This window comes from Pseudomonadota bacterium (genome assembly GCA_016195085.1).
In the GTDB taxonomy this organism is placed as follows: Bacteria; Pseudomonadota; Alphaproteobacteria; order SHVZ01; family SHVZ01; genus JACQAG01.
In genome coordinates this window covers 36017-51289 of the sequence record JACQAG010000006.1, presented here as the reverse complement: position 1 = coordinate 51289, position 15273 = coordinate 36017, and the positions used below count along the sequence as shown (strand labels likewise).

General features: G+C 66.7%; 16 protein-coding genes. 7 read left to right on the top strand and 9 right to left on the bottom strand.

Annotated features, from left to right (window positions below; genetic code table 11):
• Window positions 1–3: 3 nt before the first annotated feature.
• The 7 genes from scpB to HY058_01715 are packed head-to-tail and all read right to left on the bottom strand — an operon-like array spanning window position 4 to window position 6999.
• Complete coding sequence (gene scpB / locus HY058_01745; GenBank protein MBI3496009.1) at window positions 4–672, bottom strand: SMC-Scp complex subunit ScpB; 669 nt, start codon at window positions 670–672, stop codon at window positions 4–6.
• Window positions 669–1451, bottom strand: coding sequence for a segregation/condensation protein A (locus HY058_01740; GenBank protein ID MBI3496008.1), 783 nt, complete (start codon window positions 1449–1451; stop codon window positions 669–671). The genes scpB and HY058_01740 overlap by 4 nt, the downstream gene beginning before the upstream one ends.
• On the bottom strand, window positions 1448–2143 hold the full coding sequence (locus HY058_01735) for a site-2 protease family protein (GenBank protein ID MBI3496007.1): 696 nt from the start codon (window positions 2141–2143) through the stop codon (window positions 1448–1450). The genes HY058_01740 and HY058_01735 overlap by 4 nt, the downstream gene beginning before the upstream one ends.
• Window positions 2143–3177 carry a beta-N-acetylhexosaminidase gene (nagZ, locus tag HY058_01730; protein MBI3496006.1) on the bottom strand — a complete coding sequence of 345 codons (1035 nt, stop codon included), beginning with the start codon at window positions 3175–3177 and terminating at the stop codon, window positions 2143–2145. Before nagZ ends, HY058_01735 begins: the two co-directional genes overlap by 1 nt.
• Entirely contained in the window at window positions 3164–4075 is a 912-nt protein-coding gene (locus tag HY058_01725) for an SPOR domain-containing protein (GenBank protein MBI3496005.1), read from the bottom strand. Before HY058_01725 ends, nagZ begins: the two co-directional genes overlap by 14 nt.
• Window positions 4072–5829 (bottom strand): arginine--tRNA ligase, encoded by a 1758-nt coding sequence (locus tag HY058_01720; protein ID MBI3496004.1) that lies wholly within the window; start codon window positions 5827–5829, stop codon window positions 4072–4074. Before HY058_01720 ends, HY058_01725 begins: the two co-directional genes overlap by 4 nt.
• Window positions 5830–6999: a deoxyguanosinetriphosphate triphosphohydrolase gene (locus HY058_01715; GenBank protein ID MBI3496003.1), complete on the bottom strand. Its 1170-nt coding sequence runs from the start codon at window positions 6997–6999 to the stop codon at window positions 5830–5832.
• Window positions 7000–7152: 153 nt separating this feature from the next.
• Here HY058_01715 and erpA point away from each other — a divergent pair, with 153 nt between their 5' ends.
• Window positions 7153–7506, top strand: coding sequence for an iron-sulfur cluster insertion protein ErpA (erpA, locus tag HY058_01710; protein MBI3496002.1), 354 nt, complete (start codon window positions 7153–7155; stop codon window positions 7504–7506).
• A gap of 58 nt (window positions 7507–7564) precedes the next feature.
• On the top strand, window positions 7565–8338 hold the full coding sequence (xth, locus tag HY058_01705; GenBank protein ID MBI3496001.1) for an exodeoxyribonuclease III: 774 nt from the start codon (window positions 7565–7567) through the stop codon (window positions 8336–8338).
• Between the two features lie 46 nt (window positions 8339–8384).
• Here xth and HY058_01700 read toward each other — a convergent pair whose 3' ends face one another.
• The gene (locus HY058_01700; protein MBI3496000.1) at window positions 8385–9167 is read right to left on the bottom strand and encodes an SDR family oxidoreductase; all 783 of its coding nucleotides are present in this window, start codon (window positions 9165–9167) and stop codon (window positions 8385–8387) included.
• 97 nt (window positions 9168–9264) lie between these two features.
• Here HY058_01700 and HY058_01695 point away from each other — a divergent pair, with 97 nt between their 5' ends.
• From HY058_01695 to HY058_01675, 5 genes are read left to right on the top strand one after another with little or no spacing between them, the layout of a single operon-like run.
• Window positions 9265–9972, top strand: coding sequence for a GntR family transcriptional regulator (locus HY058_01695; protein ID MBI3495999.1), 708 nt, complete (start codon window positions 9265–9267; stop codon window positions 9970–9972).
• 26 nt (window positions 9973–9998) lie between these two features.
• Complete coding sequence (locus HY058_01690; GenBank protein MBI3495998.1) at window positions 9999–10874, top strand: ABC transporter ATP-binding protein; 876 nt, start codon at window positions 9999–10001, stop codon at window positions 10872–10874.
• Entirely contained in the window at window positions 10874–11638 is a 765-nt protein-coding gene (locus tag HY058_01685; protein MBI3495997.1) for an ABC transporter permease, read from the top strand. Before HY058_01690 ends, HY058_01685 begins: the two co-directional genes overlap by 1 nt.
• A gap of 43 nt (window positions 11639–11681) precedes the next feature.
• Complete coding sequence (locus HY058_01680; GenBank protein MBI3495996.1) at window positions 11682–12659, top strand: ABC transporter substrate-binding protein; 978 nt, start codon at window positions 11682–11684, stop codon at window positions 12657–12659.
• A gap of 16 nt (window positions 12660–12675) precedes the next feature.
• Entirely contained in the window at window positions 12676–13476 is an 801-nt protein-coding gene (locus tag HY058_01675; GenBank protein MBI3495995.1) for a nucleoside phosphorylase, read from the top strand.
• A 284-nt stretch (window positions 13477–13760) separates the two neighbouring features.
• On the opposite strand, the gene HY058_01670 is transcribed toward HY058_01675, so the two are convergent.
• Complete coding sequence (locus tag HY058_01670; protein ID MBI3495994.1) at window positions 13761–15260, bottom strand: M81 family metallopeptidase; 1500 nt, start codon at window positions 15258–15260, stop codon at window positions 13761–13763.
• Window positions 15261–15273: the final 13 nt, after the last annotated feature.

Below are 15273 nucleotides of genomic sequence, written 5' to 3'. Positions count from 1 at the left end.
GGGCTAGGCGTTGCCGCTCGCCCCCTTACCCTGTTCTTCCTCGATGCCCGTGCGCTCGCTCTCTTCTTCCTCCGCCTCCACCTCGGTGTCGACGTCCTCATCGCGCATGGCGATGGTGACGCCAGGACGGCGGTCGAGGAGTCCGGCGGCGCGCAGCTCCTCCACGCCAGGAAGATCGTCCAACCGGTCGAGGCCGAAATGGTCGAGGAAGCCTTCGGTCGTGACCCAGGTCGCAGGCCGCCCCGGGGTCTGCCGTCTTCCCTTCGGACGGATCCAGGCGGCAGCCATTAGCATGTCGAGGGTGCCTCGGCTGAGGGCGACGCCGCGGATCTGCTCGATCTCGGCGCGGGTGACGGGCTGGTGGTAGGCGATGATGGCCATGGTCTCGATTGCCGCCCGGCTCAGCTTGCGGGTGACGGTGATCTCGGCGCTGAGCGCCTCGGCAAGATCGGGCGCGGTGCGGAACGCCCATTTGCCGGCGACCTGCAGCAAGGTGACGCCGCGGCCTTCGTAGTGCTGAGCCAGGCTCTGCAGCAGCGCCTTCACGTCGCTGCCTTCGGGCAAGCGCTCGGCCAGGTCTTCCTCGGCGATCGGTGCGGCCGAGGCGAACAGCATCGCCTCCAGCATGCGCAGCCAGCGTTGGGTGTCGGTGTCGGGAGCTGCATCGGTCATTGCGTCGACCTCATTGCGCGAAGATAGATCGGCCCGAAGCGCTCGAGCTGGCGAAGCTGCAGTTTGCCCTCGCGCGCGAGCTCCAGGCTGGCGACGAAGGTGGAGGCCAAGGCCGAGCGCGCGATCAACCCGTCCTTGATGGCAGCCGGCAGGAAGCTGGTGAGCGTCTGCCAATCGGGCGAGCGCCCCACCAGCTCTTGCAGGCGCTCGAGGGCCTGCTCGACCGCATAGAGCTCGGTCGGCGCGATGTGGAGCGTCTGCCCCTCCTCCCGCGCCTTGTGCTCGCCATAGGCGGCGAGCAGCTCGTAGAGCGTGACCTCGAAGATCGGCCGTTTGCGGCTGCGAAAGCTCTGCGGCTCGCCGCGCGAAAAGCGATCGACGCCAAGACGCGCCCGCGCCATCAGCCTGACCGCCGCGGTCTGCATCGCCTCCAGGCGTTGCAGCTGGAAGGTCAGCTGCGCCGCCAGCTCCTCGCCCGAAGGCTCGTCGTCGTCCGGCGGCTCGGGCAGCAGCAGACGGGACTTGAGGTAGGCGAGCCAGGCGGCGATCACCAGATAGTCCGCCGCCAGCTCCAGCCGGAGCCGTCGCGCCGTTTGCACAAAGGTGAGGTACTGCTCGACCAGCTGCAGGATCGAGATGCGCTTGAGGTCGACTTTCTGCTCCCGAGCCAAGCTCAGGAGCACGTCGATGGGGCCCTCGTAGCCGTCGACGTCGACCACCAGCCGCTCGGGCTCCGGGGCGGCGCCCTTGGACTCGAAATTGTCGAGTACGTCCGTCATTGCCAACCGAAGCCCGCGAGCTTGGCGATGGCGCGGAACAGCACATCGACCGGCTCCGCTAGGAGCCAAGGCAGCACGTTCAGGTTCATTCCCAGCTCCGCGCCCAGCGTCGGCAGCAAGACCAACAGCGCCAGCACCAGCAGAATACCGTAGCGTTCCAGCCGGCCGAAGCGTCGTCCGAGTGGTGCTGGCAACAGCCCCGTCAGGACGCGCCCGCCATCGAGCGGCGGGATCGGCAGCATGTTGAACACCGCCAGCACGAGATTGATCATGATGGCGTTCTGCAGATTCTCCGCGACCCAGTCCTGGGCCGTCTCCGGTACGAACGGCAATCCGTGGAACAGGAGTGCCGCCAGGAAGGCGAGGAGGATGTTGATCGCCGGGCCGGCGGCCGCCACCAAGATCATGTCCCGGCGCGGCCTGAGCAGGCGACCGAAATTCACCGGAACCGGCTTCGCATAGCCGAATAGAAACGGGGCGCGCAGCAGCAGCAAGAGGCCCGGCAGCAGGATCGTGCCGAACGGATCGACATGCCGGAGCGGGTTGAAGGTGACGCGCCCGAGGCGCATCGCCGTGTCGTCGCCGAGGCGCCAGGCGACGTAGCCATGGGCCGCCTCGTGCAAGGTGATGGCGATCACCACCGGCACCACCCAGACCGAGGCGAGATAGAGGGCGTTCGTAAGCGATGCCATCACGCCGCCACGGCCAGCAAGCGTTCGAGGCGCCGAACGAGCCCCGCCATCTCGACGGAAGCGGCCGGTGCGATGCACTGGGCGCCCGCCGCCAGGCGCCGGCCCGACTCGTCCGTCAGCCTCCGCACACCCGCCATGACCTCGGCCATCTCGCCCATGTCGCCCGAGCAATGCAGGACGGCATCGCAACCGGCGGCCAGTGCCGCCTGGGCGCGATCGGCAAATCCCCCCGGCAGCGCCTTCATGCCGAGATCGTCGGAAATGAGAAATCCGCCAAACCCGATGCTGCCGCGGATCACCCGGGAGATCGCCGTGGGCGACACCGTCGCCGGCAACGCATCGATCGCCTTGTAGACGACATGGGCGGTCATGCCCCAGGGCAGATCGGCATTGGCGCGAAACGCCGCGAAGTCCGTCGCCTCCAACACCGCCGCTGCGGTCGTCACCACCGGCAAATCATGGTGGCTGTCGACGGTGGCGCGGCCATGTCCAGGCATGTGCTTGATCACCGGCAAGACGCCGCCCTCGATCAGGCCGTCGGCGGCGGCGCGGCCGAGTGCGGCGACCAGCATCGGATCGGCGGCATAGGCCCGGTCGCCGATCGCCTTGTGGGTTTCCGGCAGGCTCAAATCGAGGACCGGCAGACAATTCACGCTGACCCCAAGCGGCGCCAATTCCGCCGCCAGCAGCCGGGCATTGAGACGGCAAGCCTCGAGCCCGGCGGCGCGGTCTCTCTGCGCAAGCTCGCCGAAGCGTGCGGCGGCGGGAGCCGCTCGCCAATGCGGCGGCTTCATCCGGGCAACACGGCCTCCCTCCTGGTCGATCAGCACCGGCACCGCGCGGCCGACGGTGGCGCGCAGCTCCAACACCAGCGCCCGCACCTGCTGGGGGTCCCGGCAGTTGCGCTGCATGAGGATGAAGCCCAGGGGATCGGCATCGCGGAGGAACCGACGTTCCTCGGCTGCGAGCGTGACACCGGCGACCCCGAAGACGACGGCTGTCGGCAGACGGCCGGACGGCTCAGGGTTTGACAACGAGACATCCTTGGTTGCGGGTCTTCAGCGCCTCGCACAGGAGCTTGGCGTTCTCGCCGCTGAGCGGGCCGGCCTGGATGCGGAAAAACACCCCCTTTTCGCCGCCGAGATCGGCACGCACCACCGTCAGCTGCATCGGCGCCACCTCCGGCACCGTCCGCTTCAGGCGTTCCCATTCCTTATTGGCGGCATCGGCCGACTGCACCGAGCCGAGCTGCACGCGGTACTCCCCGCTTCCCGGAGCGAGCGCAGCCGTCTGCGGCTTGGCCGCTTGTGCCGCCGCCGGAGCGCTTGCTTTTGCGGCGGCCGGCGGCGCGCTGCCCGACGCGGTCACCGGCGGCGGCGCCGGCGGCGGCGGCGGCAAGGAAGCGGCCGGGGCTGGCGCCGCACTCGACGGCGGCGGGGCGGCGGCGGCGCTCGGCACCGTGGCCGGAGCCGGTGTCGCGGGAACGGAGATGACCGCCGGCGGCGGTGGCGGGATCGGAGTCGGGGCACCGCCGGCGGCAGCTTGTGGGCTCGCCGGCGGGGCGGCAGCGGGCGCCGGCGGCACCGGGCGCGGCACCGGCGTTTCCGGCGGCGCCAGCAGGCGCTCCACCTGGCCCGTACCCTGGGCGCCGGTCGGCTGCTGCATGTTGTTGAGCACGAGCTTGTCTTGATTGGGAACGGTCATGCCGCCGGGCTGGCTGGGCTTGACCTTGGTCGGTCCCTCTTCGGCCTTGAGGATGGGCGCCACCGCGCCGCCCTTCGAGGATGGCCCCTCGCTATAGGCGTACCAGACCACCCCACCGAAGGCGCCGACCACGAACAACGCGATGAGGACGGCCAGGGCGCGGAAGCGCCGGCGCTTCGGCTGCGCTTCGGGCTCCTCGCCTTCGATCTCGTAGTCCTCGCCTGTCATCCGCGCATCTCCTCTACCGGCTCGACGCCGAACACCGCGAGCCCGGAAGCCACCACGTATGCCACCGCTTGTACCAGTGCCAGCCGGGCGAGCGTCAAATCCGTATCTCCGGCGACGATGAATCTAAGTGCCGCATCGTCCTTGCCCTTGTTCCAAAGCTGGTGGAACTCGGCTGCGAGGTCCTGCAGATAGAAGGCCAGACGGTGCGGCTCATGGGCCTCCGCCGCGCCTTCGACGATACGCGGCCAGTTCGCCAGCATTTTGACTAAACCAAGCTCGCCCGAGTCGGTCAAGCGGGCCAGGTTTGCTTGGGCGAGCGCCTGGGGGCCGAGATCGCGATTTGGCAGCGATTCGGCGGCGAGCCGCATCACCGAGCGGGCCCGCGCATGGGCGTATTGGACGTAGAAGACCGGGTTGTCGCGGCTCTGCTCGGTCACCTTGGCGTAGTCGAAGTCGAGGGACTGGTCGTTGCGGCGGGTCAGCATGATGAAGCGCACGACATCCTTGCCGACCCGCTCGACGACGTCGCGCACGGTGAGGAACATGCCGGCCCGCTTCGACATCTTCACCGGCTCGCCTTTGTCGGTGAGATTGACCAGCTGGCACATCTTCACGTCGAGGGCGGCGGTGCCGTCGGAAATCGCTTTCACTGCCGCCTGCATGCGTTTGACATAGCCGCCATGATCGGCGCCCAGCACGTCGATCATCTCGGCAAAGCCGCGGCGAAACTTGTCGTAGTGATAGGCGATGTCGGCGGCAAAATAGGTCCAGCTGCCGTCGGATTTGCGGATCGGCCGGTCGACGTCGTCGCCGAACGCGGTCGAGCGGAACAGCGTCTGCGGCCTGGGCTCCCAATCATCCGGCGTCTTGCCCTTGGGCGGGTCGAGGATGCCGGTATAGAGGCATCCCTTCTCCTCCAGCAGCTTCAAGATCGCCTCGACTGCCCCCCCGGCGACGAGCACGCGCTCGGAGGAAAAGACATCGTGGCGAATGCCAAGAGCAGCCAGATCCTCGCGGATCATCGCCATCATGTGGGCGACGGCAAAGTCACGCACCGGCTCCAGCCATGCTTCGTCGTTGCAGCCGAGCCATTTATTGCCGTCGCGGGCGGCCAACGCCTGGCCGGTCTCTTTCAGGTAGTCGCCGGGATAGAGGCCATCGGGGATCGGACCGATCGCCTCACCCAAGGCCTCGCGGTAGCGAAGATAGGCAGAGCGCGCCAGCACATCGACCTGTGCCCCGGCGTCGTTGATGTAGAACTCGCGGGTGACGGCAAAACCCGCCTTCGCCATGAGCGAGGCCAAGGCATCGCCGAACACCGCGCCGCGCGCATGCCCCACATGCATGGGCCCGGTCGGGTTGGCGGAGACGTACTCGACATTGACCGGCTGGCCCCGGCCGAGCTCGGAATCGCCGTAGCTGGGGCCTGCCCTGAGGATATCGAGAAGACAGCCGCGCCAAACCTCGTCCACGAGCTTGACGTTGATGAAGCCAGGACCCGCGACCGTCGCCGATACGACCTGGGGACGCTGGCGCAAGCGTTCGGCCAGGCTCTCGGCCAGATCCCGCGGTTTCAAGCCCGCCGGCTTGGCCAGCACCATGGCGGCGTTGGTGGCGATATCGCCATGCTCGGCCGAACGCGGCGGCTCGACCCCGACCCGCGTCAGGTCGAGGCCGGAGAGGAGCCTGCCGGCATTCGTCAGATCTTCGAGTTGCTTGACGATCTCGGCTCGGAATTCACTGAAAACGTTCATTTATGTCGTTGCATAGGGGTCGAACAACCGGCGGTGCTCGTCGAGCGCGTAGCGATCGGTCATGCCGGCGATGTAGTCGGCCACGACCCGCGCCGTCACGGCAGTTCCCGGTCGATCCGTCGCCTCGCACCATTCCGCGGGCAAGCAATGCGGCTCGGCCAGGAACAATCGAAACAGCTCCTGGACCACCCTCCGCGCCTTCCAGGCCATGCGGTTGACCTTGTAATGCCGATACATCCGTTCGAACAAGAATTCCTTGAGCGCCCGGTCATGGGCCCGCATCGTTTCGGAGAAGGCGACGACGGGTTGTCCGAGGCCCCTGACCGCGGCCGCCGAGCCCGGCTTCAGCGCGGCCAGAAGCTGGCGCGTCTCCGCCAACAGATCGGTCACCATGGCGTTGATCAAACGGCGGACGACCTCGTGCACCAGCCGCGATGGCTCCAGCCCCTGGTAGCGTTGGGTGAGAGCGGCGTGGATCGGCCCCACCAGATCGAGATGGGTCAGATCCTCGAGCTTGAAGAGCCCAGCCCTGAGGCCGTCGTCGATGTCGTGATTGTTGTAGGCGATATCGTCCGAGAGTGCCGCCACCTGCGCCTCGGCGCTGGGATGGCTGGTGAGTTCGAGGTCCTGCACGCCTTGATAGGCGGCGATGGTCGGCGGCACCGGCTTGCGTGCGCCGGGGCCCGCCAGCGGGCCGTTGTGCTTGACGGTGCCTTCGAGGGTTTCCCAGGTGAGGTTGAGCCCGTCGAATTCCGCATAGCGGCGCTCGAGCTGGGTCAGCACCCGGAAGGTCTGATCATTGTGATCGAAGCCGCCGAAGGGTTGCATGACCTGATCGAGCGCCTCCTCGCCGGCGTGGCCGAAGCAGGTGTGGCCGAGGTCATGGGCGAGGGCCAAGGCCTCAGCCAGGTCCTCGTTCAAGCCGAGCGAGCGGGCGATCGAACGGGCGATCTGCGCCACTTCGAGAGAATGGGTGAGCCGGGTCCGGTAGTGGTCGCCCTCGTGATAGACGAAGACCTGGGTCTTGTGCTTGAGGCGGCGGAAGGCAGTGGAGTGGATGATGCGGTCGCGGTCGCGCTGGAATTCCGTGCGGTCGGCCGGCGCGGGCTCGGGAAAGCGCCGTCCGCGGCTGGTCTCGGGCGTAGAGGCATAGGCGGCGTGGGTCGTCATGATGAGGGCGACCCTACAGGGGGCCCGGCAGGCCGGCAATTCACGCCTGACCCTACCTGCCGTAAGGGATTGCCCAGGCATTTGACATTGCCGGTGTACTGCTTACATACGGACGGTGTTACATTAGCAAGACCGCCTTACGGGAATGCGTCCATGTCTGAGACCCTCCTCGAGGATCGTCCGCAGTGCTTCAATTTGACCGAGAGTGCGGCCAAGCGCATCCGCTTCCTGGCCCAGCAGGAAGGTGGGGCGACGACACTCCGGCTCGCCGTCACCGGCGGCGGCTGTTCCGGATTTCAATACAATTTCAGCTTCGATGACGCCGTCACCGGCGAGGACAAGCTTTTCGAGCGCGACGGCGCCGCCGTGGTGATCGACGAGACCTCGCTCGAGCTTCTGGCGGGCTCGGAGCTGGATTTCGTCGAGGATCTGGTCGGAGCTGCCTTCCAGGTGAAGAACCCCAACGCCACCTCCAAGTGCGGCTGCGGCAGCTCGTTCTCGGTGTGATCCCCTCCGCCGTCGGGCCGGAGCCGGCGATGCAAGATCGCCGGCGAGGATAGACACGATTACCAAGATCGCTACCTGGAACGTCAACTCGGTCAAGGCGCGCATCGTGCATCTAACCGAGTGGCTGGGCTCGTTCCAGCCGGACATCCTCATGCTCCAGGAGATCAAATGCACCAGCGCCGAGTTTCCGGCACTCGAGCTGCAGGCACTGGGCTATCACGTGAGTTGCGTCGGGCAGAAGACCTATAACGGCGTCGCCCTCCTCACCAAGTCGCCGGCGAGCGACATCGTCACGGCGCTGCCCGGAAATCCCGAGGACAGCCAAGCCCGCTATCTCGAAGCGACGGTCGGCGATCTCCGCGTGGCCTCGATCTACCTCCCCAACGGCAATCCTGTCGACACCGAGAAATTCACCTACAAGCTCGCCTGGCTGGACCGGCTGGGTCGGCACGCAAGCGGCCTCTTGGCGAGCGAGCGCAAGATCGTGCTGGCCGGCGACTTCAACGTCTGTCTGACCGACGTCGACGTCTACGATCCCGAGGCCTTCCGCAACGACGCGCTTTGCCGCAGCGAGAGCCGCCAGCGCTTCCGCGCGCTGGTCAACCAGGGCTATACCGATGCCTATCGGGCGCTCTACCCGCGCAGCCACGCCTATTCCTTCTGGGATTACCAGGGTGGGGCCTGGCAGCGCGATCTCGGCTTGCGCATCGACCACCTCCTCTTATCCCCGCAGGCGGCCGACCATCTGGTCGCGGTCGGCATCGACCGCAAGCCCCGGGACCAGGAACGCGCTTCCGATCACACGCCGGTTTGGTGTGAGCTCGGCGATTGAGGGTGGCGAGGGAGGCCCGCTCCGGCGATCGACCCCTTGGGCGCGGTCAAATGATGGAATCGCGCGAAGAGATGCCGCCGTCGATGGTGACGATCGTCCCGGTGATGTAGCTCGCCCGGGGCGAGGCTAGAAAGACAATCAGATCCGCCACCTCTTCCGGCGTCGCGGCGCGGCCGCCGGGATATTTCGCGTGCAGCTCCTCCCAGCGCGCTTCGTCGCCCCAGAGGTCGAGAGCCCGGCGCTTCATGATCTTGACCATGCGCTGGGTGGCGACGGGTCCTGGATTGACGGCAAGGACGCGCACACCGTAGTCGAGGCTGGAGCCGCCGATCGCGCGCGTGAACGCCATCAACCCGGCATTGCCGGAGCTCCCGGCGACGTATCTCGAATCGTAGTGCTGGCCGGAATTGCCGATGTCGTTGACGATGACGCCGCTGCGGCGCGCTTTCATGCGCGGCAAGAAGGCCCGCGTCATGTTGATGTAGCCGAACACCTTGAGCTCCCAGCCGGCGCGCCACTCAGCCTCGTCGATGCTGTCGAGCGGACCGGAGGGGATCGCGCCGGCATTGTTGACGAGGATATCGACCTCGCCGCAGCGATCGGCGATCGCGGCGACGGCACCCGGGCTGGTCAGGTCGATCGGATAGAGCTCGACCTCGACCTTCCGGCGCTGGCGGGCGTCCTTGGCGACGCTTGCGAGCGCCTCGGCATTGCGCGCGGTCAGGCAAAGGTGGCAGCCCGCCTCGGCGAAAGCGATCGCCGTCGCCCACCCGATCCCCTGGGAGGCTCCGGTGATCAGGACGGATTTGCCCTCGAGCTGCAGATCCATTTTTGGTCCCTTTCCTGCTTTGGCATCAGTATGCGGTCGGATTGCAGTTGCACACAATCCGTGCCAAATTGTGTACTTAATTGAATGCTCGAGATCCATGCCGAAGAAGCGCAACACCCTGTCGGATGAGGTGATCCGCTCTCTCGAGGAGGAGATCCTCCGCGGCGTGCTCAAGCCGGGCGAACGCCTGGACGAAGCCGAGCTCAGCCAACGCTTCGGAGTGTCCAGAACCCCGGTGCGCGATGCGCTTCGCCACCTGGCCGCCTCCGAGCTCGTGGATATTCGCCCGCATCAATCCGCCGTGGTGGCGACGCTGACGATCCCCCGTCTCATCGAGATGTTCGAGGTGATGGCGGAATTGGAAGGCATGTGCGCTCGTCTTGCCTGCGGCCGCATCAGGGGTGAGCAGCAAGAGACCTTGAAGCAGGCGAATGCCGATTGCGCGGCCGCGCTGGAGACCGGCGACATCGTGCGCTTCTATGCCGCGAACAACCGCTTCCACGAGACGATCTACGAGGCCGCCGGCAATCGTTTTCTCCGCGAGCAGACGATCCAGCTGCGCAACCGCCTCTCGCCCTATCGTCGGCAGGTGACATATCAGCCCGGCCGCATGAAAGCCTCGATCGTGGAGCACGACCGGATCATGAGCGCGATCCAGGAGATGAAGCCGCTCGCCGCCGACCAGGCCATGCGTTTCCATCTCGAGCTGCTTGGTAGCGGCGTCTCCGACTTCGTCTCCAACCTCGACATCGAAGCCGGCGGCGACGGCGCCGATCTGCTCCCCTTCGCCTCGAGCCTGGGTTGACGGGTGCCAGGATGATTGATGGCAAGATGATCGGCGACAGGTCTGAGCCCGACAGCCCGATCCGGCTGGTCCACCGCCGGACGGAGGGAGCGCCGGCCATCGCCGTCAATCGCTTGACCAAACGATTTGGCGCCTTGCCCGGCGCCGCCGCCGTGCTCGCCGAGGTCGATCTGTCGATCGAGACCGGGAGCTTCGTTGCGATCGTCGGGCCCAGCGGCTGCGGCAAATCGACGTTGCTCAGGCTCATCAGCGGCTTGATCCAGCCGAACGAAGGCAGCGTGCGCCTCTTTGGCCATGAGCCGGCGGCGTTCCGTCGCCGCGAGCACATCGGCTTCGTCTTCCAGGACGCCACGCTCCTGCCCTGGCGCAGCGTGCTTGGCAACGTCACCCTTCCCCTCGAAATCCTGCATCTCGGCGATGCAAGGGAGCGGCGCGCAAGGGCGGTCTCCGAGCTCGACCGCGTCAGGCTGTCGCAATTCCTCGATGCCTATCCGAGCCAGCTTTCGGGCGGCATGCGCCAGCGCGTCTCGATCGCCCGCGCGCTGGCCTACGACCCGCCCATCCTGCTCATGGACGAGCCCTTCGGCGCGCTCGATGAGATCACCCGCACGGAGCTGAACGGCGAGCTGTTGCGCGTCTGGTCGGAGACCGGCAAGACCACGGTCTTCGTCACCCACGCGCTATCGGAGGCGCTGTTTCTCGCCGATGAGGTCGTCGTCATGGGCATCCGGCCCGGCCATATCAGAGGCACCCATCGCGTCGATCTGCCGCGTCCGCGGCTGCCCGGCGTCAGACGCAGCGTCGCCTTCCTCGACCAGCTGGGCCGGCTCGAAGCCCTCATGGCGGCGGCGACTGACGCCGGCCACAGGGTGCCCGCGATGGGCGAAACCGGGAGGCCGTGATGGAGGACAGCATCCGATCGCGGCTGCCCGCCATTCTGCTCTTCCTCATGGGGCTGGTGTTCTGGCAGTTCATCGTCGGCGCGCTCGAGGTGCCGCGCTATATTTTGCCGGCGCCGACGACGATCCTCGAACGGATCTGGCTCGAGCGCCTGATGCTCATCGACAATCTGCGCGCAACCATGCTGGCCGCGGTCATCGGCTTTGCCATCGGCGTCGCCGCGGCGCTGGCTCTGGGCACGTTGTTCCTTTATTCCAAGACCGCCGAGAAGGCGCTGATGCCCTGGACCATCGTCATCAAGACGATTCCCGCACTCGCCATCGCCCCTCTCCTCACCATCTGGCTTGGCTTCGGCCTGGCGCCGAAGGTCGCGATCGCGGCCATCGCCAGCTTCTTCCCGATCCTGGTCAACTTCCATCGCGGCCTCGGCTCGATCAGCTCGGAGATCGGCGAGCTGCTCGACCTTTTGGGCGCCAGCACCGCGCAGAGCCTCTTGAAGGTGCGCCTGTTCGCCTCCCTGCCCTTTACCTTCGCTGCCTTCAAGATCAGCTCCGGTGCCGCGGTTCTGGCTGCCATCGTTGCCGAGTTCACCGGCGCCAATCGCGGCATCGGCACATTGATCGTGACCTCGGGCTATCAGCAGGACGCGGTGATGCTGTTCGCGGCCATCATCGTCTCCTGCGCTGCGACCATCCTCTTCTACTACCTCGTCGTCATCGCCGAACGCGTCTGCCTGTATTGGCCCGACGCGGTGATGCGCACATAGCCGGATTTCGGAAAACGCAACGATCCAACCAGTGGGGCTCATCATGCTACGAACCATCCTGAACGGGCTCGCCGGCAGCATGCTTTTCGCCTTTTCCGTCTTTGCCGCGGCTTCAGCCGACGCCGCCGACAAGGTCTCGATGCGGTTGCCCTGGATCTACAACGTCCAGGCGGCCGCCTACATCATGGCCTTCGAGAAGGGCTTCTACCGCGATGCCGGGCTCGAAGTGGAGATCCGACCGGGCGGCGTGCAGATCAATCCGAACCAGCTCGTCGCCACCGGCCAGGACACCTTCGGCTCGAACGATACGCCCAACCTCATCATCGGCCGCGGCCAAGGCATGCCGCTGGTCGCCGTCGCCGCCTGCTGGCAGCGTCATCCGGGGGGCGTCTACGCGCTGGAGAAGAGCGGCATCCGCGAGCCCAAGGACATGATCGGCAAGACCCTTGCCTACGATGTCGGCGGTCCCTGGACCCTGGTCCAGGCGATGCTGGCCAAGACCGGCGTGCCGATCGACAAGATCAAGCTCATCAACGCCACCGGCAACGAGATCCTGATGAACGGCACCGTCGATGTGCGCACCGGGTTCGTCATCAACGGTCCGGTCGCGATCGAGCTCGCCGGCATGAAGACCACTTCGATCCGAGCCGCCGACTACGGCGTGCCGGCCTCCGCAGAGGTGGTCTTCACCACCGAGAAGGTGGTGAAGGAGCAGCCGGACCTCGTCCGCCGCTTCGTTGCCGCGACGATCAAGGGCTATGAATACGCCTATGACAAGCCCGATGAGACTCTGAAGGTCGTCATCGCCGGCAACCCGCAGCTCAAGGACGACCAGCAGCGCCAGCAGCTGGCCCGGCAAAAGGAGCTGATCTTCACCGAGCGGGCGGCGAAGGAAGGTCTGTGCAGCTTCGGCGCCAGCGACATCGAGGAGACCTACAGCATCCTCAAGACCTTCGGCGGCCTGACGACGAACATCGACGTCGCCACGATGTTCACGACCGGCTTCCTGCCACGCAAATGAGCGGATCCAGGCAAAGATGCCGGTTCGGGTGAGCGGCGACCGGGCGGAGCCCGCGCCGCGCCGCAAGCGGCATGTCGGCATCCCGGCTTCGGGTGTGCCGCGTTACCTGCTGGTGCCTGGCGACCCGGCGCGGGTGCCGCTCATCGGCAGCGTCTGGGACCGCTATGAGGACGTCTCCTTCGAGCGTGAATTCCGCCTCGGACGGGGCTCGATCGGAGGCGTGGAGCTTGCCGCCTGCTCGACGGGCATCGGCGGCCCGTCGACGGAAATTGCCGCGCTCGAGCTCTTCGCCGGAGGTGCCGACACCTTCATCCGTGTCGGCACCTGCGGAGCGCTGCAGACCTCGATCGCCTGCGGCGACCTCGTCATTCACACCGGCGCCGTGCGCCTCACCGGCGCCATCGATGCCTATGCCGGACGCGAATATCCGGCCATCGCCGATCTGGCCGTCACCCAAGCGCTCATCGAGGCCTGCGCCGAGCTCGGCTTCAAGGCGCATGTCGGCCTGACGGCCAGCGTCGATTCATTCTACGCGGGCCAAGAGAATCCCGTGCCCCGCGGCCAGGCGCTCGCGGGCACGGAAGGTCAGGTCGCCTATCTCAGCACCCGCCGGGTCCTGACCTTCGAGATGGAGGCGGCAACCCTCTTCGTACTGGGTTCGATCTACGGCTTCCGCAGCGCCAGCATCTGCGCCGTCGGCTCGAACCGTGCGACCGGCGAGCGGAAAGACCCTGAGGCGGCGATCATGGCCGCCTGCCGTGCCGCATCACGGGCGGTGCAGCGTCTGGCTGCGGGTGCCGCCAAACTCAGCGATTGACGGATGTGTGGTGGATATCAGCCGCGGATCTTGGTGATTTTCCGCCGCGGTTGCGGGCTTCGCAATGAGAGCGGCACTGATATCTTTTGCGGCCTTGTCGGGGCGCGATGCCTGTCTCACCGTCCCGGTCCCGCGCATGCGTGGGGTGGGACAGCCCTGGAGCACCCCGGGGAGGGTTGGGGAGGGGGTGGAAACTACCCCCTCCCAAAGTCCACCCCCGGGGGTGAGACACGGACTGTCTCAGCGTCCCCGCCCCGCGCACGCGCCAGCCGGGACAGCGGCGCTCAGGCCCCGAACACCGGCCCGTTCGGCGCGATCTTCAAGCCCGGGCGGAGCTTCTTCCAGGCGAACTTGGTGGGATCGGCGATCATCGGCCCGGGGGCGGCGGCCACGATCACCTCCTCGGAGATCGGCTGGAAGTCGGCGCGGAAATGCACCGAGCTCTTCAAGACCAGGATCTTCTCGGTCGTCGGCTCGATGCCGACATGGCGAAACATCGCCTGATCAGCCGCCTGCACTTTGCGGCTGCACACGGCCACACGAACGCCGCCGATCTTGAGGCACGCCATCGGGCCCAAGGTCATGCGGGCGCCGCCATACATGGGGCCGGTGCCGAGCACCTTGCCGTCGCCGAGCTTCTCGACGGTGAAGCGGCCGATGAAGGGCTTGTCGCCGGGAATGTTGGACTTGCCGCCGAGCGAGAGGCCGATGGTGGCGCCCACCCCGGCGCGGTGCGCGGCTTCCGCTGCTTCCGGATCGCAGAGCACGCCCAAGGCGGCCCCTTGCGCGTTCTGGGCGACCAGGGCCGCCAGCATGCCCGTGGTGTCGCCGTTGCCGCCGGCGCCGGGATTGTCCTGGGTGTCGGCGATGGTGATCGGCCGCTTGGCCTGATTGCCCTTGCGGATGGCATAGGCGACGGCGTCGGCGGGCTCGTAGATCTTGCCGGTCCACTCCGCCTCGCGGCGCTCGATCTCGTCGGCCAGCACGTCGACGGCGCGCTGGGCCGCCGCCTGGCTGTTGCCATAGGCGAAGACCGCCGCACCGCAATGGTGGATGTCGGCCGCGGGAAAGCCCGGCGAGAACGAGACGGTGGCCACCTCGCCGCCTTCGAGCGTCTCCAGATGCTCGTAGATCGACTTCGCCGGCTCCATCAAGGTGCACTGGAAGTTGATTGGGATGATGAAGGGGATCTGCCGAAACGCCTTGTGCACCGCGCCGGAGCCGCCGAGCAGCGCCTCCAGGTGCTGCGCCACCCGCTTGCCGGTATCGGCCATGTCCACATGCGGGTAGGTCTTGTAGGCGATCAGCACGTCGGCGAGATCGATCATCTCTGGTGTGGTGTTGGAATGGAGATCGAGGCTCGCCACCACCGGGATCTTGTTGCCGACGACCTTGCGCACCCGCGCCAGGAGCTCGCCCTCCCCGTCCTCCAGGTGCTCGGTCACCATGGCGCCGTGCAGGCAGAGATAGACCGCATCGAACGGCCCTTGGGCCTTGAGATCTTCGATCAGCATGCCGACGATGCGCTCATAGGCATCCTCGGTCACATGGGCGCAGGGGCTGGCCGCGGTCCACAACAGCGGCACCAGCTCGTGGCCGTTCGCCCGTGCTGCCTCGATGAATCCCGCCAGCGGCAAATTGTAGCCATGCACGGTCTCGAACAAGGTCGGGCCACGCGTCAGCGCCGGCCAGCCGCCGCCGCGGGCGAAGTCGTCATAGGTCGCCTTCGAAGGCGCGAAGGTGTTGGTTTCGTGCTGAAAGCCGCCGACGGCGATGCGTGCCATGACGCTAGGTCTC

Bases quoted from the DNA above. Each gene is read 5' to 3' on its own strand.
- scpB (MBI3496009.1), bottom strand. From the start codon at position 672: ATGACCGATGCAGCTCCCGACACCGACACCCAACGCTGGCTGCGCATG.
- HY058_01740 (MBI3496008.1), bottom strand. From the start codon at position 1,451: ATGACGGACGTACTCGACAATTTCGAGTCCAAGGGCGCCGCCCCGGAG.
- HY058_01735 (MBI3496007.1), bottom strand. From the start codon at position 2,143: ATGGCATCGCTTACGAACGCCCTCTATCTCGCCTCGGTCTGGGTGGTG.
- HY058_01725 (MBI3496005.1), bottom strand. From the start codon at position 4,075: ATGACAGGCGAGGACTACGAGATCGAAGGCGAGGAGCCCGAAGCGCAG.
- HY058_01720 (MBI3496004.1), bottom strand. From the start codon at position 5,829: ATGAACGTTTTCAGTGAATTCCGAGCCGAGATCGTCAAGCAACTCGAA.
- HY058_01715 (MBI3496003.1), bottom strand. From the start codon at position 6,999: ATGACGACCCACGCCGCCTATGCCTCTACGCCCGAGACCAGCCGCGGA.
- erpA (MBI3496002.1), top strand. From the start codon at position 7,153: ATGTCTGAGACCCTCCTCGAGGATCGTCCGCAGTGCTTCAATTTGACC.
- HY058_01700 (MBI3496000.1), bottom strand. From the start codon at position 9,167: ATGGATCTGCAGCTCGAGGGCAAATCCGTCCTGATCACCGGAGCCTCC.
- HY058_01695 (MBI3495999.1), top strand. From the start codon at position 9,265: ATGCCGAAGAAGCGCAACACCCTGTCGGATGAGGTGATCCGCTCTCTC.
- HY058_01690 (MBI3495998.1), top strand. From the start codon at position 9,999: ATGATCGGCGACAGGTCTGAGCCCGACAGCCCGATCCGGCTGGTCCAC.
- HY058_01685 (MBI3495997.1), top strand. From the start codon at position 10,874: ATGGAGGACAGCATCCGATCGCGGCTGCCCGCCATTCTGCTCTTCCTC.
- HY058_01680 (MBI3495996.1), top strand. From the start codon at position 11,682: ATGCTACGAACCATCCTGAACGGGCTCGCCGGCAGCATGCTTTTCGCC.
- HY058_01675 (MBI3495995.1), top strand. From the start codon at position 12,676: ATGCCGGTTCGGGTGAGCGGCGACCGGGCGGAGCCCGCGCCGCGCCGC.
- HY058_01670 (MBI3495994.1), bottom strand. From the start codon at position 15,260: ATGGCACGCATCGCCGTCGGCGGCTTTCAGCACGAAACCAACACCTTC.